The organism is Acidovorax sp. Root275, from assembly GCF_001428965.1.
Classification (GTDB): domain Bacteria; phylum Pseudomonadota; class Gammaproteobacteria; order Burkholderiales; family Burkholderiaceae_C; genus Acidovorax; species Acidovorax radicis.
On record NZ_LMJH01000001.1, the window covers coordinates 1,679,720 to 1,701,527 of the forward strand.

Genomic DNA, 21,808 nt, shown 5'->3' on the forward strand with positions numbered 1-21,808 from the left:
AGCGTCAGCAGCCTTTTTGATTCAAAAAACATGACACGCCCGTACAACTTCTCGGCCGGCCCGGCCGCCATACCCACCGAAGTCCTGGAGCAGGCAGCCGCCGAGATGCTTGATTGGCATGGCAGCGGCATGGGCGTGATGGAAATGAGCCACCGGGGCAAGGAGTTCCTGTCCATCTACGAACAGGCAGAAGCTGATCTGCGTGCACTTCTGGCCGTGCCCTCGCATTTCAAGATCCTGTTCATGCAAGGCGGTGGCCTGGCCGAGAACGCCATCGTCCCGCTCAATCTCTCGCGCGCTGGCGTGGTCGATTTTGTGGTGACCGGCAGCTGGAGCCAGAAGTCGCAGAAGGAAGCTCGCAAATACGCGTCCGAAGTGAACATCGTGGCCTCCGCAGAAGACACCGGCTTCACCACCCTGCCCAACCCGGCCTCCTGGACGGTCAGCCGGGGCGCTAGCTACCTGCATCTCTGTAGCAACGAGACCATCAATGGCACCGAGTTCCACCAGCTGCCCGACCTGAAGGCGTTGGGCACCGATGCCCCCCTGGTCATTGATTTTTCGTCCCATGTCGCATCGCGGCCGGTGGACTGGTCGCGTGTCGGGCTGGCCTTTGGCGGTGCGCAGAAGAACCTCGGGCCTGCCGGCCTTACGCTGGTGATCGTGCGTGAAGACCTTCTGGGCCATGCCCTGCCCGCCTGCCCCAGTGCGTTTGACTACCGCGTGGTGGCAGAGAACCAGTCGATGTACAACACCCCCCCCACTTGGGGCATCTACGTTGCGGGCCTGACCTTCCAGTGGCTCAAGCGCCAGACCGAAGGGGCGTTGAGCGGCGTCGAAGCCATGGAGCAGCGCAACGTGGCCAAGGCCGAGCTTCTCTACGGCGCCATCGACAGCTCGCAGCTGTATGTGAACAAGGTGGCGGCCAACTGCCGCTCGCGCATGAACGTCCCCTTCTTCCTGCGCGACGAAAGCCGCAATGATGCCTTCCTGGCCGGCGCCAAGGAACGCGGCCTGTTGCAACTCAAGGGCCACAAGTCCGTGGGTGGCATGCGTGCCAGCATCTACAACGCCATGCCGCTGGCGGGTGTGCAGACGCTGGTGGACTACATGCGAGAATTTGAGCAAAAACACGCCTGAGAAGGCGTGAACGCTGGCGACACACCGGCCAAAAAACAGCCCCGCAGCAAGAAGACATTTCCCCATTCATGAACACTCCGCAAGCCTCACCCGACCTCGCCAGCCTGCGCGTGCAGATCGACTCCATCGACCAGCAACTACTGACGCTGCTGAACCAGCGGGCGCTGGTGGCCGAGCAGGTAGGCGAAGTGAAAAAGCGCGAAGGCACGCCATTCTTTCGCCCTGACCGCGTAGCGCAGGTGATCGAGAAGATCCAGACGGCCAACCCCGGCCCGCTCAAGGGGCCCCACGTGGCCGCCATCTGGCGCGAAATCATGTCCGCCTGCCTGGCGCTCGAATCGCCCCAGCGCGTGGCCGTGCTCGGCCCCGAAGGCACTTTCTGCGAGCAGGCTGCCATCGAGTTCTTTGGCGGCGCGGCCGACCTGATGTACTGCGCCAACTTCGACGAGGTGTTCCACGCCACCGCGGCTGGCAGCGCCCAGTACGGCGTGGTGGGGGTAGAGAATTCCACCGAAGGCGTGGTGACCCGCTCGCTCGACCTGTTCCTGCACACCCCCACCCACGTGGTGGGTGAAGTCAGCCTGCTGGTGCGCCACAACCTGCTGCGCACCAGCAACTCGCTGGACGGCATCGAGGTGGTGCTGGCCCACCCGCAAGCGCTGGCCCAATGCCAGGCGTGGTTGACCAAGCACCTGCCGCATGCCGAGCGCCGCCCCGTATCGAGCAACGCCGAGGGTGCCCGGCTGGCAACCACCAACCCGGCCTGGGCCGGGCTGTCGAGCGAACGTGCTGCCACACAATTTGGCCTGCATATCGTCGCCCACGCCATCCAGGACGACGCGTACAACCGCACGCGTTTTGCCATCATCTGCCTGCCCCACACGCTGCAGACGCCACCGCCCTCGGGCAAGGACTGCACCAGCCTGGTCGTCTCGGTGCCCAACCAGCCCGGCGCCGTGCATGACCTGCTCGTGCCCCTCAAAACACATGGCGTGTCGATGACGCGTTTTGAATCGCGCCCCGCACGCACGGGCCAGTGGGAGTACTACTTCTACATCGACCTCGACGGCCACCCCGCCCAGCCCCACGTGGCACGGGCCCTGGAAGAATTGCGCAGCCTGTGCGCGTTCTACAAGGTCCTGGGAACCTACCCCGTGTCCTCGTAAGGAGCCGCCGCCATGTTTGAACAATTGGGATTGATCGGCTGCGGGCTCATGGGCGGCTCGTTTGCGCTGGCCATGAAGAAGGCCGGCCTCGTCAAGCGCGTGGTGGGCTACAGCAAGTCGCCCTCCACCACCGACCGCGCCCGCCAGATGGGTGTGATCGATGTCGAGGCCCCCTCCGCCTTGCTGGCCGTGGCCGGTGCAGACATCGTGCTGGTGGCCGTGCCCGTGGCCGCCACCGAAGCCACGCTCAAGGCCATCAAGCACCTGGTCACCCCCCAGATGCTGATCATGGACGTGGGCTCCACGAAGGCCGACGTGGTGCAGGCCGCGCGCCGCGCCTTGCGCGACCAGGTGGGCTCCTTTGTGCCCGCACACCCCATCACAGGACGCGAAGTTTCGGGCGTGGAACATGCCGAGGCCGATCTCTACAGCGGGCGCCAGGTCATCCTGACCCCCACCGAGCGCACCTTCACCGCACAGCTGCAAAAAGCCCAGGAGATCTGGACAGCGCTGGGCAGCCGCGTCTCCAGCATGTCGCCCGAGTCGCACGATGCAGCTTTCGCGGCCGTCAGCCACCTGCCCCATGTGCTGGCGTTTGCCATGATGAACAGCATCACGGGCCAGGCACACGGTGACGACTTCCTGTCGCTGGCGGGCCCGGGTTTCCGCGACTTCACGCGCATCGCCGCCAGTGACCCCAAGGTGTGGCGCGATATCCTGCTGTCCAACCGCGAAGAGCTGATCGCCCAGTCCAAGCTGTTCCAGCAGGCGCTGCACACTCTTGAGCAGGCCATGCAAAAGGGCGATGCCCAGGCGCTGGAAGACATGCTGACCCTGGCCAGCGAGACCCGTGCCCACTGGCGCATGGGGGCCCAAAGAACCTCCAAACAGCGCTGACCCGCCCACCCACTGCTGCGCCAGCGCGCACCACCTGCTCCCTAGCCCCCATGTTCAGCACCGCATTCCTCGACCTTCCTGCGCTTGACGCTGCCGGAGGCGAAGTCCACCTGCCCGGCTCCAAGAGCATCTCCAACCGTGTGCTGCTGCTGGCCGCGCTGAGCAACGGCACCACCACCGTGCACGACCTGCTGGCGTCCGACGACACCCGCGTGATGCTTGATGCGCTGCGCCAGATCGGCTGCACGGTGGATGAAGCGGGCAGCACCGTGCACATCACAGGCCTGGGCGGCCGCGCACCCCAATCGCCGGCCCAGCTCTTCATGGGCAACGCCGGCACTGCCATGCGCCCCCTCACGGCCGCGCTGGCCTTGCTGGGGGGCGAATTCGAGCTGTCTGGCGTCCCGCGCATGCACGAACGCCCTATCGGCGACCTGGTGGACGCGCTGCGCCAGCTCGGCTGCCAGATCGACTACCTGGGCAACGACGGCTACCCGCCGCTGCGCATCGCCCACGCCAACGGTGTGCCCGCCTTGGCGCTCGCCACTCCCATCCGCGTGCGCGGCGATGTGTCAAGCCAGTTCCTCACCGCCCTGCTCATGGCACTGCCCCTGGCAGCTGGCTCCCAGAACATCGTGATCGATGTGGTGGGAGAGCTGATTTCCAAGCCCTACATCGCGATCACACTCCAGTTGCTCGCACGCTTTGGCATCGTGGTCGAGCACCAGAACTGGCAGCGGTTCACGATTGCAGCGGGCAGCCGCTACCAGTCGCCGGGCGCCATCCATGTCGAGGCTGACGCCTCGTCCGCTAGCTATTTCATAGCGCTTGGCGCAATCACATCAAGCGCCAGCGGCCAAAAAGGCATCAAAATTCAGGGCGTGGGCCTGGAGTCGATCCAGGGTGACATCCGCTTTGTCGAAGCGGCCCGTGCCATGGGCGCCGTGATCACCGGCGGCCCCAACTGGCTGCACATCCAGCGGGGCGAGCCTGGCCAGGGCTGGCCGCTCAAGGCCATCGACCTGGACTGCAACCACATCCCCGATGCCGCCATGACCCTGGCCGTGATGGCGCTGTATGCCGAGGGAACCACCACCCTGCGCAACATCGCCAGCTGGCGTGTGAAGGAGACCGACCGCATCGCCGCCATGGCCAACGAGCTGCGCAAGCTCGGCGCCAAGGTCGAAGAAGGCGCGGATTTCATCCGCGTGACCCCGCCCGCGCAAAGGGCCGACTGGAAACCCGCCAGCATCCACACCTACGACGACCACCGCGTGGCCATGTGTTTCTCGCTGGCAGCCTTCAACCCGGCAGGCCTGCCCGTGCGCATCGAAGATCCCAAATGCGTGGCCAAGACCTTCCCTGACTACTTTGAAGCCCTGTTCTCGGTCGCGCAGACCGCCACGGACCATATCCCAGTGATCTGCATCGATGGCCCTACCGCCTCCGGCAAGGGAACGGTGGCTGCGGCTGTCGCACAGCGCCTGGGCTACCGGTTTCTGGATTCGGGCGCGATGTACCGTATCACCGCGTTGGCCGCCCTGCGCGCCGGCCTGGCCATCGATGCGGCCCACGAAGCCCGCATTGCGGCCATGGCCCAGACGCTGCCCGTGCGCTTCGAAAACGGCCGGGTGTGGCTGGGCAGCGACGATGTGACGGAAGCCATTCGTACCGAGGAGGCCGGCATGAACGCGTCCCGCGTCTCCGCCCTGCCCGCTGTGCGCGAGGCCCTGGTAGACCTGCAACACAGCTTCCGGCGCTTGCCCGGGCTGGTGGCCGACGGCCGCGACATGGGCACGGTGATCTTTCCAGAGGCCCCTCTCAAGGTGTATTTGACGGCCAGCGCGGCGTGTCGCGCCGAGCGGCGTTATAAACAGTTGATTTCAAAGGGTTTTTCGGCTAGTATCGAAGACCTTCGCGCAGATCTTGAAGCGCGCGACGCCCGGGACAGTACCCGCAGCGTCGCTCCTCTCAAGCCCGCGCAGGACGCTCTGGTCCTGGACAACTCCACCTTGACGATTGATGAAGCCGTCGAGCAGGTGCTGGCCTGGTGGCAGGAGCGCCAACCTTTCGCAGGGTCTGCGCAAGGTTGAAACGTGTGGGGCCTTCCGTCAAAAACGGGGCTCCGCAAGCAAGGCTGAAAGGCCCTGCAACAGGCCCACGCAACCCCTCTCGCGCGCCAGCGCACAGGTTGTGTGGATCGATAACCTAACCCGCGGTTCTACCGCAAAAAACCACCGCAAGCAGCTATAAAAACGGTAGCAATAGTGCTCCCGGAATCCTGTTTGTGGCAAGGAAACACATGTCCGAATCTTTTGCCGCCCTTTTTGAAGAATCTTTGACGCGCACAGAAATGCGCCCAGGCGAAGTCATCACCGCTGAAGTCGTGCGCGTCGAGCACAACTTCGTGGTCGTGAACGCTGGCCTCAAGTCCGAAGCCTACGTGCCGCTGGAAGAGTTCAAGAACGACAAGGGCGAAGTCGAAGTCCAAGTGGGTGACTTCGTGTCGGTGGCCATTGGCTCCATCGAAAACGGCTACGGCGACACCATCCTGTCGCGCGACACTGCCAAGCGTCTGGCTTCGTGGATGAGCCTGGAAAAGGCCCTGGAATCCGGCGAATTCGTTACTGGCACGACCAGCGGCAAGGTCAAGGGCGGCCTGACCGTCCTGGTCAACGGCATCCGCGCATTCCTGCCCGGTTCGCTGATCGATACCCGTCCGATCAAGGATCTGACGCCGTACGAAAACAAGACCATGGAATTCAAGGTCATCAAGCTGGACCGCAAGCGCAACAACGTGGTGCTGAGCCGCCGCGCTGTGGTGGAAGCCTCCATGGGCGAAGAGCGCGCCAAGCTGATGGAAACCCTGAAGGAAGGCTCCATCGTTCAAGGCGTGGTCAAGAACATCACCGAATACGGTGCGTTCGTGGACCTGGGCGGTATCGACGGCCTGCTGCACATCACCGACATGGCATGGCGCCGTGTGCGTCACCCTTCCGAAGTGGTGACGGCTGGCCAGGAAATCACGGCCAAGATCCTGAAGTTCGACACCGAGAAGAACCGTGTCTCGCTGGGTCTGAAGCAAATGGGCGACGACCCATGGATGGGCGTGAACCGCCGCTACCCACAATCGACCCGCCTGTTCGGCAAGATCACGAACATCGCCGACTACGGCGCATTTGTGGAACTCGAACCCGGCATCGAAGGCCTGGTGCACGTGTCTGAAATGGACTGGACCAACAAGAACATCGCTCCCGCCAAGCTGGTTTCGCTGGGCGACGAAGTCGAAGTCATGGTTCTGGAAATCGACGAAGACAAGCGCCGCATCAGCCTGGGCATGAAGCAGTGCAAGGCCAACCCATGGCAAGAATTCGCTCAGGACACCAAGCGCGGCGACCGCGTCAAGGGTCCTATCAAGTCGATCACCGACTTCGGCGTGTTCGTGGGCCTGGCTGCCGGCATCGACGGCCTGGTGCACTTGTCCGACCTGTCGTGGAACGAAGCCGGCGAAGCCGCAGTTCGTAACTACAAGAAGGGCCAGGAAGTGGAAGCCATCGTGCTGGCCGTGGACGTGGACCGTGAACGCATCTCGCTGGGTATCAAGCAGCTCGACGGCGACCCATTCACCACGTTCGTGACCGTGAACGACAAGGGCCAGACGGTGACCGGCAAGGTCAAGACCGTGGACGCCCGTGGCGCTGAAATCGACCTCGGCGAAGACATCGTGGGCTACCTGCGCGCTTCGGAAATCTCCCGCGACCGCGTGGAAGATGCCCGCAACGTGCTCAAGGAAGGCGACGAAGTCACCGCTGTGGTGGTCAATGTGGATCGCAAGACCCGCAACATCCAGCTGTCGATCAAGCAAAAGGACATGGCTGACGAACAAGGCGCCATGGCCAACCTGAGCCAACAGTCCAGCCGCGAAAGCGCCGGCACGACCAGCCTGGGCGCCCTGCTGCGCGCCAAGCTGGACAACTCGGAAAAGTAAAGCGCTGACCCGTTAAACGGTCAGACAGCGGGCGCCTCGGCGCCCGCTCTTTTTTCAGCAAAGACCTGCCACCCGCAGTCCGCCTATGCCCCAAGACTCCATGACCCGCTCAGACCTCGTTGAAGAACTGGCCGCACGTTTTGGCCAGCTGACACACCGCGATGCCGAATACGCCGTCAAGACCATCCTGGACGCCGTGGGCGAAGCCCTGGTGCGCGGGCACCGCATCGAGATCCGGGGTTTTGGCAGCTTCTCGGTGAACCACCGCCCCCCCCGCATGGGCCGCAATCCGCGCAGCGGCGAGGCCGTGGCCATTCCCGAAAAACGTGTACCCCATTTCAAGCCAGGCAAGGCCCTGCGCGAGGCCGTGGACAAGCGCACTGCCGAAATGGAAGAAAACTCCGGGGCAGCCGGCAGCACGTCCATTCAAAAATGATAGCTTCCAGCGCTTTATAGATAAGCGCCAGAGGCACATTTGATCTGAATTCTCATCCGGCAAGGGCCGTGCAGCCCCCCAGGCCCAAGCTCTTAGAATCGCCCCACCACTGGGGAGACCGATGAAATACCTCCTGTGGCTGCTCAAGGCAGCCATTTTTTTTACACTGTTTGCCTTCGCGCTGAACAACCAGCAGGACGCCACCGTGCACTTCTTCTTTGGCACGCAATGGCGCGCGCCGTTGGTGCTGGTGGTGCTGACCGCCTTCTCTGCGGGCCTGGCCGTCGGAGTGCTGGGCATGGTGCCGCGCTGGTGGAGGCACCGCGCCGCAGCGCGCCGCGCCCATGCAGCAGTGGCCGTGCCCACGCCCGTTGCCTCCCCCACCGCAGCCACTACAACCCCCCCTGCACCGCCACCGCCGCCAGACCTGCCTTCCGCCCATGGAATTTGACCTGACCTGGATCCTGCTGGGTCTGCCCGTGGCCTTTGTGCTGGGCTGGCTGGCTTCGCGTTTTGACCTGCGCCAGCTGCGCGCCGAAAACCGCCGCGCACCCAAGGCGTACTTCAAAGGCCTGAACTTCCTGCTCAACGAGCAACAAGACCAGGCGATCGACGCCTTCATCGAGGCCGTGCAAAACGACCCCGACACCTCCGAACTGCACTTTGCGCTGGGCAACCTGTTCCGCCGCCGGGGCGAATACGACCGTGCCGTGCGCGTACACGAGCACCTGCTCTCGCGCGGCGACCTGAGCCGCACCGACCGCGAACGTGCCCAGCACGCACTGGCGCTCGACTTCCTCAAGGCCGGCCTGCTCGACCGGGCGGAAGAAGCCTTGCACCGCCTGGAAGGCACCCCCTTCGAGGCCCAGGCCCGCCTGGCGCTGCTGGCCATTTATGAGCGTTCACGCGATTGGCCCCATGCCGCCACCATCGCCCGCAAGATGCACGACGCCGATCAGGGCGACTTCAGCACCCGCCAGGCCCACTACCTGTGCGAGCAGGCCCTGGCGCTGAGTGCACAGGGTGACCTTCCCGGCGCCCAGGCCTTGCTGGAGCAGGCCGTGGCCGCCGCCCCCGAGGCCGCCCGTGCACGCATCGAGCTGGCGCGGCTGCAGCGCCTCATGGGCCAGCCCGCCGCCGTGTTGGCCACCCTGAAAACGCTGGGCGAGCGCAATCCGGCCGCCCTGCCTCTGGCCGCTCCGCTGATGGTCGAGGCGGCTACCGCCACGGGGCGCACGCCTGAAGTGCAGGCATTGCTGCAGGCCCACTATGCGCAGGCCCCTTCACTGGATGTGCTGGAGAGCATCGTGGCCATGGAGACCGCCAACGAGGCCACCCGTGGGTCCGCCCGGCAGCGCTACGTGCAGCACCTGGACAAGGAGCGCTCGCTGGTCGCCGCCGCCAAATGGCTGGCCACCGAGAAACTGGAGCACGAAGAATTTCATCCCCAGATCCAGCGTGCGCTGGAACATGCCGTCAAGCCGCTCACACGCTACCGCTGTGCGGCCTGCGGCTTCGAGGCACGGCAGCATTTCTGGCAGTGCCCCGGCTGCCAGACCTGGGACAGCTACCCCGCCCGCCGTGTCGAAGAACTCTGAAATCCTTCGGTCGCACCCCGCCACGAACACCGGTAAACCAATCACCATGCTGAAAAAACTGCTCGCCCTCGTCGCCATGCTGTTTGCCGTGGCATCTTTCGCCGCCGTGGACGTGAACACGGCCACCGAGGCGGAGCTCGACGGTATCAAGGGCATCGGACCAGGCCTGTCGGGCCGCATCCTGGAAGAACGCAGAAGTGCTCCTTTCAAGGACTGGAACGACTTCATCGGCCGCGTGGGTGGTGTGGGCCACAAAAGCGCGGTGAACTTCTCCAAGGAAGGCCTCACCGTGGGTGGTAAAAAGTACAGCGCAGCGGCGGCCGCCAAGGCCGAAGCGAAGAACCAGCGCGGCCACAAGAAACAAGCCCCGGCACAGGGCGCTGACCGCAAGGCCCAAGAGGGCCCAGGAAAAGATGCGGCGGCCCCGGTGACCCCGCCGCCAGAGTCCACTTCCGCCGCCAGCGCTAGCAAAAACTAAGCACGCACCGCAAGCTACAAGCCCGCCTCGGCGGGCTTGTTTTTTTGGGCCATGGGTTGCGCAACGGCAAGGCCTGGGCAGGGACTTTGGGGGGTGCCCCTAAAATTGTTCGCGCATGCCCCTGATCACCCTCATCCTCCTCCCCTTCATCGGCAGCCTGCTGGCAGCGGTTCTGCCCTCCAACGCCCGCAATACCGAGTCCACCCTGGCAGGACTCATCGCACTGTTCTGCACCGTGCAGGTGGCGCTCTACTTTCCCGAGATTGCCGATGGCGGCGTGCTGCGGCAGGAGCTGGCGTGGCTCCCCGCCCTGGGCCTGAACCTCGTCATCCTCATGGATGGCTTTGCATGGATGTTCAGCATGCTGGTGCTGGGCGTGGGCAGCCTGGTGGTGCTGTATGCGCGCTATTACATGTCGGCGGCCGACCCGGTGCCGCGCTTTTTTGCGTTCTTTCTGGCGTTCATGGGCGCGATGGTGGGCGTGGTGCTGTCGGGCAACATCCTCCAAATTGCGTTCTTCTGGGAACTGACCAGCCTGTTCTCCTTCTTGCTGATCGGCTACTGGCACCACCGCAAGGATGCGCGGCGCGGCGCGCGCATGGCGCTCACGGTGACGGGCACGGGCGGCCTGTGCATGCTGGCTGGCATGCTGGTGCTGGGCCACATCGTCGGCAGCTACGACCTCGATCACGTGCTGGCCGCAGGCACGCTGATCAAGGCGCACCCGCTGTACCTGACCGCGCTGGTGCTGATCCTGCTGGGCGCGCTGACCAAAAGCGCGCAGTTCCCTTTTCACTTCTGGTTGCCCCATGCCATGGCCGCACCCACGCCCGTGTCGGCGTACCTGCACTCGGCCACCATGGTCAAGGCGGGCGTGTTTCTGATGGCGCGCCTGTGGCCTGCGCTGGCGGGCACCGAGGAGTGGTTCTGGCTGGTGGGTGGCGCGGGCCTGTGCACCTTGCTGGTGGGTGGCTATGCGGCGATGTTCCAGAACGACCTCAAAGGCCTGCTGGCGTATTCCACCATTTCGCACCTGGGCCTCATCACCTTGCTGCTGGGCCTGAACAGCCCGCTGGCCGCCGTGGCCGCCGTGTTCCACATCATGAACCACGCCACCTTCAAAGCCTCGCTGTTCATGGCCGTGGGCATCGTGGACCATGAAAGTGGCACGCGGGACATACGGCGGCTCTCCGGGCTGCGCAAGATGATGCCCATCACAGCCACCCTGGCCATGGTGGCCAGTGCTGCAATGGCAGGCGTGCCGCTGCTCAACGGCTTCCTGTCCAAGGAAATGTTCTTTGCCGAAACGGTGTACGTGAACACCACGCCGATGCTGGAATGGCTGCTGCCCGTGGCCGCCACCGTGGCGGGCATGTTCAGCGTGGCGTATTCGCTGCGCTTCACGGTCGATGTGTTCTGGGGCCCGCCCGCCACCGACCTGCCGCGCCCGCCCCACGAGCCGCCGCACTGGATGCGGGTGCCGGTCGAGCTGCTGGTGCTGGCCTGCCTCGTGGTGGGCACGCTGCCTGCCTGGTCCGTAGGCGCCTACCTGGCCGCAGCCGCGCGGCCGGTGGTGGGGGGCGAGCTGCCCACCTACAGCCTGGCGGTCTGGCACGGGTTCAACACACCGTTCGTGATGAGCCTGGTGGCCCTGGGCGGGGGCATCGCGCTGTATGCCCTGCTGCGCTGGCAGCGCGAAAAAGGCGTGCTGGATGCGCCACCGGTCATGCACCACATCAGCGGCCAGCGGCTGTTCGAAGGCACCCTGGCGGCCGTCACCCAGTGGGGCCGCCATGGCCGCCGGATGCTGGGCACCGGGCGCCTGCAGTGGCAGATGCTGTGGCTGGTCAGTGCCGCGCTCGTGGCCTGCGTGCTTCCCCTGTGGGCACGGGGCCTGCCTATTGGCGACCGGGCGCAGCTGCCGCTGTCGCCTGCGTTCGCGCTGCTATGGCTGCTGGGCGGGCTGTGCGCCATGGCGGCGGCCTGGCAGGCCAAGTACCACCGGCTGGCGGCGCTCACCCTGTTGGGCGGTGCGGGGCTGTGCGTGTGCCTGACCTTCCTCTGGTTTTCAGCCCCCGACCTGGCGCTCACGCAGATCGTGGTGGAGGTGGTCACCACCATCCTCATCCTGCTGGGCCTGCGCTGGCTGCCGCGCCGCGACGAAGCCCTGCGCAAGCCCACGCTGGCCGAAGAGCGCCGCACCCAATTGCGCCGCTACCGCGACATGGCGCTGGCACTGACCACGGGCGCGGGCATGGCCCTGCTGTCGTTTGCCATGATGAGCCGGCCTTTCCCCGACAGCACCTCGACCTTCTTCCTCGAGCGCGCGCTCAGCGAAGGCGGCGGCACCAACGTGGTCAACGTGATGCTGGTGGACTTCCGGGGCTTCGACACCTTTGGCGAGATCGTGGTGCTGGGCATCGTGGCGCTCACGGTGTATGCGCTGCTGCGGCGCTTTCGGCCCGCGCGCGAGGTGATGGACCTGCCGCCCCAGCAACGCGCCCTGCCCGCCGACGTGGACACCGACCTGTCCAATCCGCGCCAGACCGCCGACACCGCCGTGGGCTACCTCATGGTGCCTGCTGTGCTGGTGCGGCTGATGCTGCCGTTTTCCACGCTGGTGTCCATGTACCTGTTCATGCGCGGCCACAACGAGCCCGGCGGCGGCTTTGTGGCCGGGCTGGTGTTCTCGGTGGCGCTGCTGCTGCAGTACATCGTCTCGGGCACGTCATGGGTCGAGGCGCATCTGCCCCTGTACCCGCGCCGCTGGATCGGCGTGGGCCTGCTGGCCGCGCTGGCCACCGGGCTGGGCGCACTGGCCTGGGGCTACCCGTTCCTGACCAGCCACACGGCCCATTGGCACCTGCCGGTGGTGGGCGAGGTCCATGTGGCCAGCGCACTGTTCTTCGACATCGGCGTGTTCACGCTGGTGGTGGGCTCGACCATGCTCATCCTCACCGGCATCGCCCACCAGTCGGTGCGCAGCCATCGCTACAACCATGCGCGCGCCTCGGACGAAGCGCAGACCACCGCAGACGCTGCCACCACACAGGGAGAAAGCCCATGGAACTGATTCTGGCCCTGGCCATCGGCGTGCTCACCGGCTCGGGCGTGTGGCTGCTGCTGCGGCCACGCACCTTCCAGGTCATCATGGGCCTGTCGCTGCTGTCGTATGCCGTCAACCTGTTCATCTTCAGCATGGGCCGCCTGGGCCTGGCCATCGACAAGGAACCTGTGCTGCAGCCGGGCCTGCCGCAGGACCTGGCCCACTACGCCGACCCCATGCCCCAGGCCCTCACGCTCACGGCCATCGTGATCGGCTTTGCGATGACCGCCCTCTTCCTCGTGGTGCTGCTGGCATCGCGCGGCATGGCGGGCACCGACCATGTGGACGGCACCCGCGCCAAGGATGCGCAGGAAATGCCGTGATGAAGAACACCCCCCTAAGGCGCTGCGCGCCTTCCCCCCGCTCTCGCAGTGCTGCGCACTGCGGGCAGGGGGACGCAGCCCTCGCTGCGGGGCGGCCCTTGCTTGGCTGCCCTGGCCTGGGGCGCGCCAGTTTCATGCGCTGCGCCATGGACTTCTGGGGCGCTTCCCACTCTCGCTGCGGGGCGGCCCTTGCTTGGCTGCCCTCGCTCGGGGCGCGCCAGTGTTGTGCGCAGCGCCTTGGACGAACCACATGACATCCATGCAACTTCTTCTGGAGCGGTTGATGCCGCACCTGATCCTGGCGCCCATCGCGCTGCCCATGCTCACGGCCGGGCTGATGCTGCTGCTGCGCGAAGAGCGCCAGCGCACCAAGGTCACGCTCAATATCGTCTCCACCTTTCTGGGTCTGGTGATCGCAGTAATGCTGCTGGTGCAGGCCAAGGACCCGGGCCTTCCAGGCAGCCTGGGCGTGTACCTGCCCGGCAACTGGCCCGCGCCGTTTGGCATTGTGCTGGCCATCGACCGGCTCTCCGCGATGATGCTGGTGCTGGCCAGCACCGTGGCACTGGCCAGCGTGCTGTTCTCGGCCGCACGCTGGCACCGGGCGGGCGTGCACTTCCATCCGCTGTTTCAGTTCCAGCTCATGGGGCTGGCGGGCGCGTTCCTCACGGCTGACCTGTTCAACCTGTTCGTGTTCTTCGAGATCATGCTGGCCGCGTCCTACGGCCTGCTGCTGCACGGCTCGGGCCGCCCGCGTGTATCGGCGGGGCTGCACTACATCGCCATCAACCTCGCGGCCTCGTCGCTGTTCCTGATCGGTGTGTCGATGCTCTATGGCATCACCGGCACCCTCAACATGGCCGACCTGGCCCAGAGCGTCGCCGGTGTTGCGCCCGCAGACCGAGGCCTGCTGCACGCGGCAGCGGCCGTGCTCGCAGTGGCATTCCTCATCAAGGCCGCCGTGTGGCCTCTCAACTTCTGGCTGGTGCCTGCCTACAGCGCGGCCACCGCGCCGGTGGGCGCACTGTTTGCGCTGATGACGAAGGTGGGGGTGTACAGCGTGCTGCGGCTGTGGACGCTGTTGTTTGGCCCCGAGGCCGGAGACTCGGCCCAGTTTGGCAGCCAGTGGCTGATTGGCGGCGGCATGCTCACGATGGCCTTCGGTGCCATCGGCATGCTGGGCTCGCAGCGCCTGGGGCATCTGGCGGGCTTCGCGGCCATCCTGTCGTCGGGCACGTTGCTGGCGGCCACCGGCTTTGGGCAGACCCTGCTCACGGCCGGGCTGCTGTACTACCTGCTCAGCTCCACGCTGGCCGTGAGCGCGCTCTTTCTGCTGGCCGACCTGATCGACCGCTGGCGCAACGATGGCTCGAACCTCGCCCCCTACGAGCAGACGGACGATGCGCCGTTCCTGTCGGCCGATCTGGTGCCCACCGAAGGCATGAACCTCGATGACCAGGAGGAGGCGCTCATCGGCGAGGTGATCCCTGCTGCTGCCGCGTTCCTGGGGCTGGCCTTCATGGCCTGCACGCTGGTCATCGCGGGCCTGCCACCCCTGCCCGGCTTTGTGGGCAAGGTCGCCATGGTCCACGCATTGCTCAATCCCCTGGGGCTCGGGGCCTCTGCCGGGCTCCACCTGGGCGCTGCGGGCTGGATGCTGGTGGCCCTGCTCGTGGGGTCGGGCCTGCTCGCGCTGCTGGCGCTCACGCGTGCGGGCATCCGCCACTTCTGGGCGGCGCACGACCGCACATCCCCCAAGCTGCTCGTGCTGGAAGGCCTGCCCATCGCCCTGCTGCTGGTGGCCAGCGCGGCCCTGGTGTGGCAGGCGGGCGCCGTGATGCGGTACACCCAGGCCACGGCCGACGCGCTGCATGCGCCGTCCACCTACGTGCGCGCCGTGATGACCACCACCCCGGTGCCCAACCCGCCCCACACGGACGCGCCTGCCCCCCAAGGAACCACGCCCCCATGAAGCCCCGCAACACCCCCGTGCAGCGGCCGTTCAAACGCCTGGTGCCCGCCCCCGTACTCTCGCTGGCGCTGCTGGTACTGTGGCTGCTGCTCAACCGCAGCCTGAGCGCGGGCCACATCGTGCTGGGCACAGCACTGGCGCTGGCCATCCCGCTGCTCACGGCCGGGCTGCGCCCGCTGCCCGTGCGCATCCGCAAACCCGGCGCCGTGCTGCGCCTGGCGCTCACGGTGATGGCCGACACCACACGTTCCAACCTGGCCGTGGCACGACTGCTGCTGGCGCCGGGCCGCCGGCGGCACCCCTCGGGCTTTGTGCACATTCCGCTGGAAGTGCGCGACCCCAACGCGCTGGCCGTGCTGGCGATGATCGTCTGCATCACCCCCGGCACGGCCTGGGCCGAGCTGTCGCTGGACCGCAGCGTGCTGCTGCTGCATGTGCTGGAGCTGGACGACCCTGCCACGGTCATTGCTGATGTGAAGCAGCGCTACGAAGCCCCTTTGATGGAGATCTTTGAATGACCCCTGTCCTCGACTGGGCCTTGCCCATCGCCCTGTTCATGCTGGCCCTGGCCATGGGCTGCGCGCTGATCCGCCTGCTCAAGGGCCCTTCCGCACAAGACCGAGTGCTGGCGCTCGATTGCATGTACCTGAGCGGCATGCTGGTGATGCTGGTGCTGGGCCTGCTGTACGGCAGCAAGAACTACTTCGAGGCCGCGCTGCTGTTGGCGCTGTTCAGCTTTGTGGGCAGCATGGCCATGGCCAAGTTTCTGCTGCGTGGCGAGGTGATCGAATGACCGAAGCCACTACCACCGTTACCGCCGTGCTGCCGCTCTGGCTCGAAATCATCGTGGCCGTGCTGGTGCTGGCGGGCGCCGGGCTGGCGCTGCTGGGCTCCACCGGCCTGCTGCGCCTGCCCACGTTCTTCGAGCGTGTGCATGCGCCCGCCATCATCGCCACGCTGGGCTGCTGGCTGATCATGCACGGCACGGTGCTGTACTTCTCGGTAGCCGACCGCAGCCTGGCGCTGCATGCGCTGCTGATCGCCGTGTTCGTGGCGATCACGGTGCCGATCATGTCGATCTTCTTGATGCGCGCGGCGCTGTTCCGCGCGCGGCAGATGGGGCTGAATGTGCCGCCGAGCCTGAGCCAGCCCAAGGCGCCATCCGAAACCGAAGACTCCTGAATTAATAGCTTCCAGCGCTTTATGAATAAGCGCTAGCGGCCATTTTCATCCCTATTTTTGACCTGAAGACCCGAATCCGCCGCCGCCCGGTGTGTGGATTTCAAACACATCGCCCGGCAGCATTTCGGCCTGGCCGATGTGGTCCAGCAGCTCCACCCGGCCATCGCTGCGCACCACCTTGTTGATGCCCACGGCCCCCGGCTGGCCGCCCGCCATGCCAAACGCGCCATGGTGGCGGCCGTTCGACAGGATGCTGGCCGTCATCGGCTCCAGAAAGCGCACACGGCGGATGCCACCGTCACCGCCCTTCCACTGCCCGGCGCCGCCCGAGCCCTTGCGGATCTCGTAGCCCTCCAGCCGCACGGGGAAGCGGAACTCCAGCACCTCGGGGTCCGTCAGGCGCGAGTTGGTCATGTGGCATTGCACGACGCTGGTGCCTGCAAAGCCACTGGTGAGCTGCCCGTTGGTATCCCACACGCCGCCCGCGCCGCTGCCCCCCGAGATCGTCTCGTAGTACTGGTAGCGCGTGCTGCCAAAGGTGAAGTTGTTCATGGTGCACTGCCCCGCCGCCATCAGGCCCAGTGCGCCGTACAGCGCATTGGTGATGCAGGTCGAAGTCTCCACATTGCCCGCCACCACCGAGGCTGGCGGGTTGGGGTTGAGCATGCTGCCCGGCGGGATGATGACGTTGAGCGGCTTGAGGCACCCGGCGTTGAGCGGAATGTCGTCGTCCACCAGCGTGCGGAACACATACAGCACCGCCGCCATGCACACCGCCGTGGGCGCGTTGAAGTTGTTCGTCTGCTGCGCGCTGGTGCCGGTGAAATCGATGGTGGCGCTGCGGCTCTTGGCATCCACCTTCACGGCCACGCTGATCTGCGCGCCGTTGTCCAGCGGCAGCGTGAACGCGCCGTCCTTGAGCCGCGTGATGACGCGGCGCACGGACTCTTCGGCGTTGTCCTGCACATGGCGCATGTAGGCCAACACGACATCGAGGCCAAACTCGGCCACCATGCGGCGCAGCTCCTGCTGGCCCTTCTCGTTGGCGGCAATCTGCGCGCGCAGGTCGGCCATGTTCTGTTGCGGGTTGCGGGATGGATATTCGCCGCTTTCCAGCAGCGCAATCATCTCCGCCTCGCGCAGCACACCGCGCTCGACCAGTTTCACGTTGTTGATCTGCACGCCTTCTTCTTCAATGCGCGTGGAGAACGGTGGCATGGAGCCCGGCGTGGTGCCACCCACATCGGCGTGGTGGCCCCGGCTGCCGACGTAGAACGTGGGCTCGGCGTTGTCCCCCAGGTAGACCGGCGTGATCACTGTGATGTCGGGCAGGTGCGTGCCGCCGTGGTAGGGGTCGTTGAGCACGAACACATCGCCCGGCTGCATGCGCCCGGCGTTGTCACGTATCACCGTCTTGATGCTCTCGCCCATCGAGCCCAGGTGCACCGGCATGTGCGGTGCGTTGGCGATGAGGTTGCCTGCGGTGTCGAACAACGCACAGCTGAAATCGAGCCGCTCCTTGATGTTCACCGAGTAGGCCGTGTTCTGCAGCTGCAGCCCCATCTGCTCGGCAATGTTCATGAACAGGTTGTTGAACACTTCCAGCAGCACCGGGTCCACCGTGGTGCCCACGGCATGCTGCACGGCGCGCGCCACGCGGCGGTTGAGCAGCAAGTGGTCCAGGTCGGTCAGCGCGGCCTCCCAGCCGGGCTCCACGATGGTGGTGGCATTCTTCTCGGCAATGATGGCCGGGCCGGGGATCACGTCGCCGGGGCGCAAATCCTCGCGCACCACCAGGACCGCGTCGTGCCAGGCGGCCACTCCATCCACACCACCGGTGTACATGCGCACGGTGCTGCGGCGCGGCACCTCGCGCGCGGGCTGCATTGCGTGGCGCGGCTCCACCGGTGCGTCGCCGGGCACCACGGCCTCGACCGACACAGCCTCCACCACCAGGCCCTTGCCCTGCATCAGGAAGGCAAAACGCTGGCGGTAGGCGTTCTCGAATGCGGCGGTGATCTCGGCCATCGAACCCAACGGCACGATGAGCGCCGAGTCGCTGCCCTCGTAACGGACGTGCACACGGCGGTGCACCACGGCTGTGCCACTGCCCGACTGCTGGCGCTCCAGCTCGGTGCGCGCGGTGGTGGCCAGTTGCTCCAGCGTGGCCTCAATGCCTGCCAGCGCCTCGGGTACGAGCTTGGTTTCCACCGCCTGTTCGCGGATCACGTTCTGGTCGGCCAGGCCCATACCGTAGGCGCTGAGCACCCCCGCCAGCGGGTGCACAAACACGCGTGTCATGCCCAGGGCATCGGCCACCAAACAAGCATGCTGACCGCCCGCGCCGCCAAAGCACTGCAGCGTGTAGCGCGTCACGTCGTAGCCGCGTGCCACGCTGATCTTCTTGATGGCATTGGCCATTTGCTGCACAGCGATCTGAATGAAGCCGTGGGCTACATCTTCGGCCTTGCGCCCAGTCTGCGTGGCGAGGGCATCAAATTTCTGCACCACGGCATCGCCGTCCAGCGCCTCGTTGGCGCCGTGGCCAAACACCTGTGGGAAATGCGCGGGCTGGATCTTGCCCACCATCACGTTCGCATCCGTCACGGCCAGCGGGCCGCCCCGGCGGTAGCTGGCGGGGCCGGGGTTGGCGCCCGCGCTTTCGGGGCCCACACGAAAGCGCGCACCGTCAAAACCCAAGATAGAACCGCCGCCGGCCGCCACGGTGTGGATGCTCATCATGGGGGCGCGCATGCGCACACCGGCCACCTGGGTCTCGAACTCGCGCTCGAACTCGCCCGCGTAGTGGCTCACGTCGGTGCTGGTGCCGCCCATGTCGAAGCCGATGACCTTGTCGTGGCCTGCCAAACCGGCGGTGCGGGCCATGCCCACAATGCCGCCTGCGGGGCCGCTCAAGATCGCGTCCTTGCCCTGGAACACCTGGGCATCAGTCAGCCCGCCCGACGACTGCATGAAGAACAGTTGCACGCCTGGCATCTCGCTCGCCACCTGGTCCACATAGCGGCGCAGGATGGGCGACAGGTACGCATCCACCACCGTGGTGTCGCCCCGGCTCACCAGCTTCATCATGGGGCTGGTGGCGTGGGATGCGCTCACCTGCGTGAAGCCCGCTTCGCGCGCAATGCGGGCGGCGGCTTCTTCGTGTGCGGTGTAGCGATAACCGTGCATGAACACGATGGCCGCGCTGCGCAGGCCCGCGTCGTAGGCCGCCCACAGGCGTTCTTTCAGGTGGGCTTCGTCCAGCGGCTCGATCACCTCGCCCCGTGCACCCACACGCTCCTGCGCCTCGATCACGCGCTCGTACAGCAGCTCGGGCAGCACGATGCGCCGGTCAAACAAACGCGGGCGGTTCTGGTAGGCGATGCGCAGCGCATCCTTGAAGCCCTTGGTGGTGATGAGCAGCGTGGGCTCGCCCTTGCGCTCCAAGAGCGCGTTGGTGGCCACGGTGGTGCCCATCTTCACGCACTCGACCAGCTCGGGCGTCACGGGTTCGCCGGGCTTCAAACCGAGCAATTGGCGGATGCCCGCGACAGCGGCGTCCTTGTACTGCTCGGGGTTCTCGGACAGCAGCTTGTGCGTGACCAGGCTGAACGAACCATCCGGGTTGGGCCGCCGGCCCACCACATCGGTGAAGGTGCCGCCCCGGTCGATCCAGAACTGCCAGCGGGACATGGGCGAAACTTGGTGGGACATGAATCACTATCTTTTTGATAGCTATTAGCGCTTATTGAATAAGCGCTAGAGCATGGTTTTCTTCAAATATCTGGGCACAGATCACAGGGACGCGGCCGAGCGCGCCGCCTGGTCGTACATGCCCGAGAGCACACGCAGCAAACGGGCCAGCTCGCCGATGTCGCGGTTCAGCGCGTCGTCGGCCTGCAGCGCATCGATGAGGCAGCTTTCGCGAATCTCACGGTAGCGCTGCACGTAGGCGCGGCCCACATCGGTGGCAGCGTAAGTCACTTCCTTGCCGTTTTTCTGCGACGCGACGACGCCCAGGTTCTGCAGCTTCTTGAGCGCGTAGTTCACCAGGTGCGTGTCCTCCACGTTCATGATGAAGCAGATGTCGGCCAGGCGCTTGTCGCGCGCGCGGTGCGTCACATGGTGCAGAACCAGCACATCGAGCGGCGTGAGGTCCTTGAGGCCTGCGGCCGACATGCAGTGCGCCACCCAGCGGTGGAAGGCGTTGCCCGCCACGATGAGCCCGAACTCGAATTCGCTCATCTCGGCACTCTGCGCCGACACGAGGTGCGCTGACGACACGATGGGGCCGGAATCGCCCTTGGCCTTGGACCCGGATTTCATGATGGACAGCAGCGCCTCGGAGAAAAAAGGAAAACTGGCACGGGATATGCAATGGCCATTGTAGGCAGCATGACAATGATTTGTTGGCAATTTGTCAGCGTTTAGGCAAAACACCTATGCCGTGGCCCCTTGCTTTATATACAGTGGCTTACCCCCACGATCCACCTTGCGGAGCACTCCATGAAGCGTCGAATTTTCCCCGCCACAGCCCTCTGCCTGGCAATGGCCTTTGGTTTCACTGCCACCTCGGTCATGGCCCAGACCAAATGGGATCTGGCCGCCGCCTATCCGGTCAGCAATTTCCACACCGAGAACCTGATGCAGTTCGCCAAGGACGTGGACGCTGCCAGCGCGGGCAAGCTCAAGATCACCGTGCATGCCAACGCCTCGCTGTTCAAGGCCAACGAGATCAAGCGCGCAGTGCAAGGTGGGCAGGCCCCCATGGGCGAAGTGCTGCTGGGCAATTTTGAAAACGAAAACCCGCTGTACGGCGTGGACGGCATCCCCTTCCTGGCCACCTCGTATGCAGACTCCAAGCGCCTGTACGACGCCCAGAAAGCCTCGCTGGACCGGTTGCTGGGCACGCAGGGCATGAAGCTGCTGTATGCCGTGGCGTGGCCACCGCAGGGCATCTACTCGAAGAAGGAACTGGCCTCGGTGGCCGACCTGCGTGGCATCAAGTGGCGCGCCTACAGCCCCGCCACGGCCAAGATCGCCGAGCTGATCGGTGCGCAGCCGGTGACCATCCAGGCGGCCGAACTCTCGCAGGCGCTGGCTACGGGCGTGGTCGAGGCCACCATGACGTCCGGCTCCACCGGCTATGACAGCAAGATCTACGAAAGCATCAAGCTCTTTCACGACACCCAGGCCTGGCTGCCCAAGAACGCGGTCATCGTGAACAAGAAGGCTTTTGATGCACTGGACAAGCCCAGCCAGGACGCCCTGCTCAAGGCATCGGCCGAGGCCGAGTCGCGCGGCTGGAAGCTCAGCGAAGAAAAGACCGAGTGGTACAAGAAAGCCCTGGTCGAGAAGGGCATGAAGATTGTCACCCCTGCCCCCAAGCTGATGGCCGACATGCGCCAGGTGGGCGAGATCATGCTGGGCGACTGGGTCAAGAAGGCCGGACCCGAGGGTGAAGCCATCATCGCCGCCTACCGCAAGAGTGCCCCCGCCGCCGCACCGGCCAAGAAGTGACC

General features: G+C 65.5%; 18 protein-coding genes. 16 read left to right on the top strand and 2 right to left on the bottom strand.

Annotated elements, in window-relative coordinates:
* The first annotated feature begins 30 nt into the window (after positions 1 to 30).
* From serC to mnhG, 15 genes are all read left to right on the top strand, one after another.
* Positions 31 to 1,140, top strand: a complete 1,110-nt coding sequence (gene serC / locus ASE52_RS07465) for a 3-phosphoserine/phosphohydroxythreonine transaminase (protein ID WP_057224866.1) — start codon at positions 31 to 33, stop codon at positions 1,138 to 1,140.
* Positions 1,141 to 1,208: 68 nt separating this feature from the next.
* The gene (gene pheA / locus ASE52_RS07470; RefSeq protein ID WP_010465745.1) at positions 1,209 to 2,306 is read left to right on the top strand and encodes a prephenate dehydratase; all 1,098 of its coding nucleotides are present in this window, start codon (positions 1,209 to 1,211) and stop codon (positions 2,304 to 2,306) included.
* 12 nt (positions 2,307 to 2,318) lie between these two features.
* Positions 2,319 to 3,203 carry a prephenate dehydrogenase/arogenate dehydrogenase family protein gene (locus tag ASE52_RS07475; RefSeq protein ID WP_010465746.1) on the top strand — a complete coding sequence of 295 codons (885 nt, stop codon included), beginning with the start codon at positions 2,319 to 2,321 and terminating at the stop codon, positions 3,201 to 3,203.
* Positions 3,204 to 3,253: 50 nt separating this feature from the next.
* Entirely contained in the window at positions 3,254 to 5,296 is a 2,043-nt protein-coding gene (locus ASE52_RS07480) for a bifunctional 3-phosphoshikimate 1-carboxyvinyltransferase/cytidylate kinase (protein WP_057224868.1), read from the top strand.
* Between the two features lie 209 nt (positions 5,297 to 5,505).
* On the top strand, positions 5,506 to 7,191 hold the full coding sequence (gene rpsA / locus ASE52_RS07485; protein WP_010465748.1) for a 30S ribosomal protein S1: 1,686 nt from the start codon (positions 5,506 to 5,508) through the stop codon (positions 7,189 to 7,191).
* A gap of 85 nt (positions 7,192 to 7,276) precedes the next feature.
* Entirely contained in the window at positions 7,277 to 7,627 is a 351-nt protein-coding gene (locus ASE52_RS07490) for an integration host factor subunit beta (protein WP_010465749.1), read from the top strand.
* Between the two features lie 121 nt (positions 7,628 to 7,748).
* Positions 7,749 to 8,078: a LapA family protein gene (locus tag ASE52_RS07495; RefSeq protein WP_057224871.1), complete on the top strand. Its 330-nt coding sequence runs from the start codon at positions 7,749 to 7,751 to the stop codon at positions 8,076 to 8,078.
* Positions 8,068 to 9,225: a lipopolysaccharide assembly protein LapB gene (lapB, locus tag ASE52_RS07500; RefSeq protein ID WP_057224873.1), complete on the top strand. Its 1,158-nt coding sequence runs from the start codon at positions 8,068 to 8,070 to the stop codon at positions 9,223 to 9,225. Before ASE52_RS07495 ends, lapB begins: the two co-directional genes overlap by 11 nt.
* A 46-nt stretch (positions 9,226 to 9,271) precedes the next feature.
* Positions 9,272 to 9,703, top strand: coding sequence for a helix-hairpin-helix domain-containing protein (locus ASE52_RS07505; protein ID WP_057224875.1), 432 nt, complete (start codon positions 9,272 to 9,274; stop codon positions 9,701 to 9,703).
* A 115-nt stretch (positions 9,704 to 9,818) separates the two neighbouring features.
* The gene (locus tag ASE52_RS07510; protein ID WP_057224877.1) at positions 9,819 to 12,776 is read left to right on the top strand and encodes a monovalent cation/H+ antiporter subunit A; all 2,958 of its coding nucleotides are present in this window, start codon (positions 9,819 to 9,821) and stop codon (positions 12,774 to 12,776) included.
* Entirely contained in the window at positions 12,767 to 13,132 is a 366-nt protein-coding gene (locus tag ASE52_RS07515; RefSeq protein ID WP_010465754.1) for a Na+/H+ antiporter subunit C, read from the top strand. The genes ASE52_RS07510 and ASE52_RS07515 overlap by 10 nt, the downstream gene beginning before the upstream one ends.
* 259 nt (positions 13,133 to 13,391) lie before the next feature.
* Positions 13,392 to 15,104 carry a monovalent cation/H+ antiporter subunit D gene (locus ASE52_RS07520; RefSeq protein ID WP_241776938.1) on the top strand — a complete coding sequence of 571 codons (1,713 nt, stop codon included), beginning with the start codon at positions 13,392 to 13,394 and terminating at the stop codon, positions 15,102 to 15,104.
* A complete protein-coding gene (locus tag ASE52_RS07525) occupies positions 15,101 to 15,622 on the top strand; it encodes a Na+/H+ antiporter subunit E (protein ID WP_010465756.1) in 522 nt (173 codons plus the stop codon). Before ASE52_RS07520 ends, ASE52_RS07525 begins: the two co-directional genes overlap by 4 nt.
* Positions 15,619 to 15,897 (top strand): K+/H+ antiporter subunit F, encoded by a 279-nt coding sequence (locus ASE52_RS07530; RefSeq protein WP_010465757.1) that lies wholly within the window; start codon positions 15,619 to 15,621, stop codon positions 15,895 to 15,897. The genes ASE52_RS07525 and ASE52_RS07530 overlap by 4 nt, the downstream gene beginning before the upstream one ends.
* On the top strand, positions 15,894 to 16,286 hold the full coding sequence (mnhG, locus tag ASE52_RS07535; protein ID WP_057224881.1) for a monovalent cation/H(+) antiporter subunit G: 393 nt from the start codon (positions 15,894 to 15,896) through the stop codon (positions 16,284 to 16,286). Before ASE52_RS07530 ends, mnhG begins: the two co-directional genes overlap by 4 nt.
* 51 nt (positions 16,287 to 16,337) lie before the next feature.
* On the opposite strand, the gene ASE52_RS07540 is transcribed toward mnhG, so the two are convergent.
* The gene (locus ASE52_RS07540; protein WP_057224883.1) at positions 16,338 to 20,000 is read right to left on the bottom strand and encodes a hydantoinase B/oxoprolinase family protein; all 3,663 of its coding nucleotides are present in this window, start codon (positions 19,998 to 20,000) and stop codon (positions 16,338 to 16,340) included.
* Positions 20,001 to 20,081: 81 nt separating this feature from the next.
* Positions 20,082 to 20,612, bottom strand: coding sequence for a winged helix DNA-binding protein (locus tag ASE52_RS07545; RefSeq protein WP_010465760.1), 531 nt, complete (start codon positions 20,610 to 20,612; stop codon positions 20,082 to 20,084).
* Positions 20,613 to 20,792: 180 nt separating this feature from the next.
* Here ASE52_RS07545 and ASE52_RS07550 point away from each other — a divergent pair, with 180 nt between their 5' ends.
* Positions 20,793 to 21,806 (top strand): TRAP transporter substrate-binding protein, encoded by a 1,014-nt coding sequence (locus ASE52_RS07550; protein ID WP_057224885.1) that lies wholly within the window; start codon positions 20,793 to 20,795, stop codon positions 21,804 to 21,806.
* The last annotated feature ends 2 nt before the right edge of the window (positions 21,807 to 21,808 follow it).

Excerpts from the sequence above, each read along its gene's own strand:
- rpsA (WP_010465748.1), top strand. The coding sequence starts at position 5,506 with ATGTCCGAATCTTTTGCCGCCCTTTTTGAAGAATCTTTGACGCGCACA.
- ASE52_RS07545 (WP_010465760.1), bottom strand. The coding sequence starts at position 20,612 with ATGAAATCCGGGTCCAAGGCCAAGGGCGATTCCGGCCCCATCGTGTCG.
- mnhG (WP_057224881.1), top strand. The coding sequence starts at position 15,894 with ATGACCGAAGCCACTACCACCGTTACCGCCGTGCTGCCGCTCTGGCTC.
- pheA (WP_010465745.1), top strand. The coding sequence starts at position 1,209 with ATGAACACTCCGCAAGCCTCACCCGACCTCGCCAGCCTGCGCGTGCAG.
- ASE52_RS07520 (WP_241776938.1), top strand. The coding sequence starts at position 13,392 with ATGCAACTTCTTCTGGAGCGGTTGATGCCGCACCTGATCCTGGCGCCC.
- ASE52_RS07475 (WP_010465746.1), top strand. The coding sequence starts at position 2,319 with ATGTTTGAACAATTGGGATTGATCGGCTGCGGGCTCATGGGCGGCTCG.
- ASE52_RS07505 (WP_057224875.1), top strand. The coding sequence starts at position 9,272 with ATGCTGAAAAAACTGCTCGCCCTCGTCGCCATGCTGTTTGCCGTGGCA.
- ASE52_RS07550 (WP_057224885.1), top strand. The coding sequence starts at position 20,793 with ATGAAGCGTCGAATTTTCCCCGCCACAGCCCTCTGCCTGGCAATGGCC.
- ASE52_RS07515 (WP_010465754.1), top strand. The coding sequence starts at position 12,767 with ATGGAACTGATTCTGGCCCTGGCCATCGGCGTGCTCACCGGCTCGGGC.
- ASE52_RS07540 (WP_057224883.1), bottom strand. The coding sequence starts at position 20,000 with ATGTCCCACCAAGTTTCGCCCATGTCCCGCTGGCAGTTCTGGATCGAC.
- serC (WP_057224866.1), top strand. The coding sequence starts at position 31 with ATGACACGCCCGTACAACTTCTCGGCCGGCCCGGCCGCCATACCCACC.
- ASE52_RS07480 (WP_057224868.1), top strand. The coding sequence starts at position 3,254 with ATGTTCAGCACCGCATTCCTCGACCTTCCTGCGCTTGACGCTGCCGGA.
- ASE52_RS07510 (WP_057224877.1), top strand. The coding sequence starts at position 9,819 with ATGCCCCTGATCACCCTCATCCTCCTCCCCTTCATCGGCAGCCTGCTG.
- ASE52_RS07490 (WP_010465749.1), top strand. The coding sequence starts at position 7,277 with ATGCCCCAAGACTCCATGACCCGCTCAGACCTCGTTGAAGAACTGGCC.
- lapB (WP_057224873.1), top strand. The coding sequence starts at position 8,068 with ATGGAATTTGACCTGACCTGGATCCTGCTGGGTCTGCCCGTGGCCTTT.
- ASE52_RS07525 (WP_010465756.1), top strand. The coding sequence starts at position 15,101 with ATGAAGCCCCGCAACACCCCCGTGCAGCGGCCGTTCAAACGCCTGGTG.
- ASE52_RS07495 (WP_057224871.1), top strand. The coding sequence starts at position 7,749 with ATGAAATACCTCCTGTGGCTGCTCAAGGCAGCCATTTTTTTTACACTG.
- ASE52_RS07530 (WP_010465757.1), top strand. The coding sequence starts at position 15,619 with ATGACCCCTGTCCTCGACTGGGCCTTGCCCATCGCCCTGTTCATGCTG.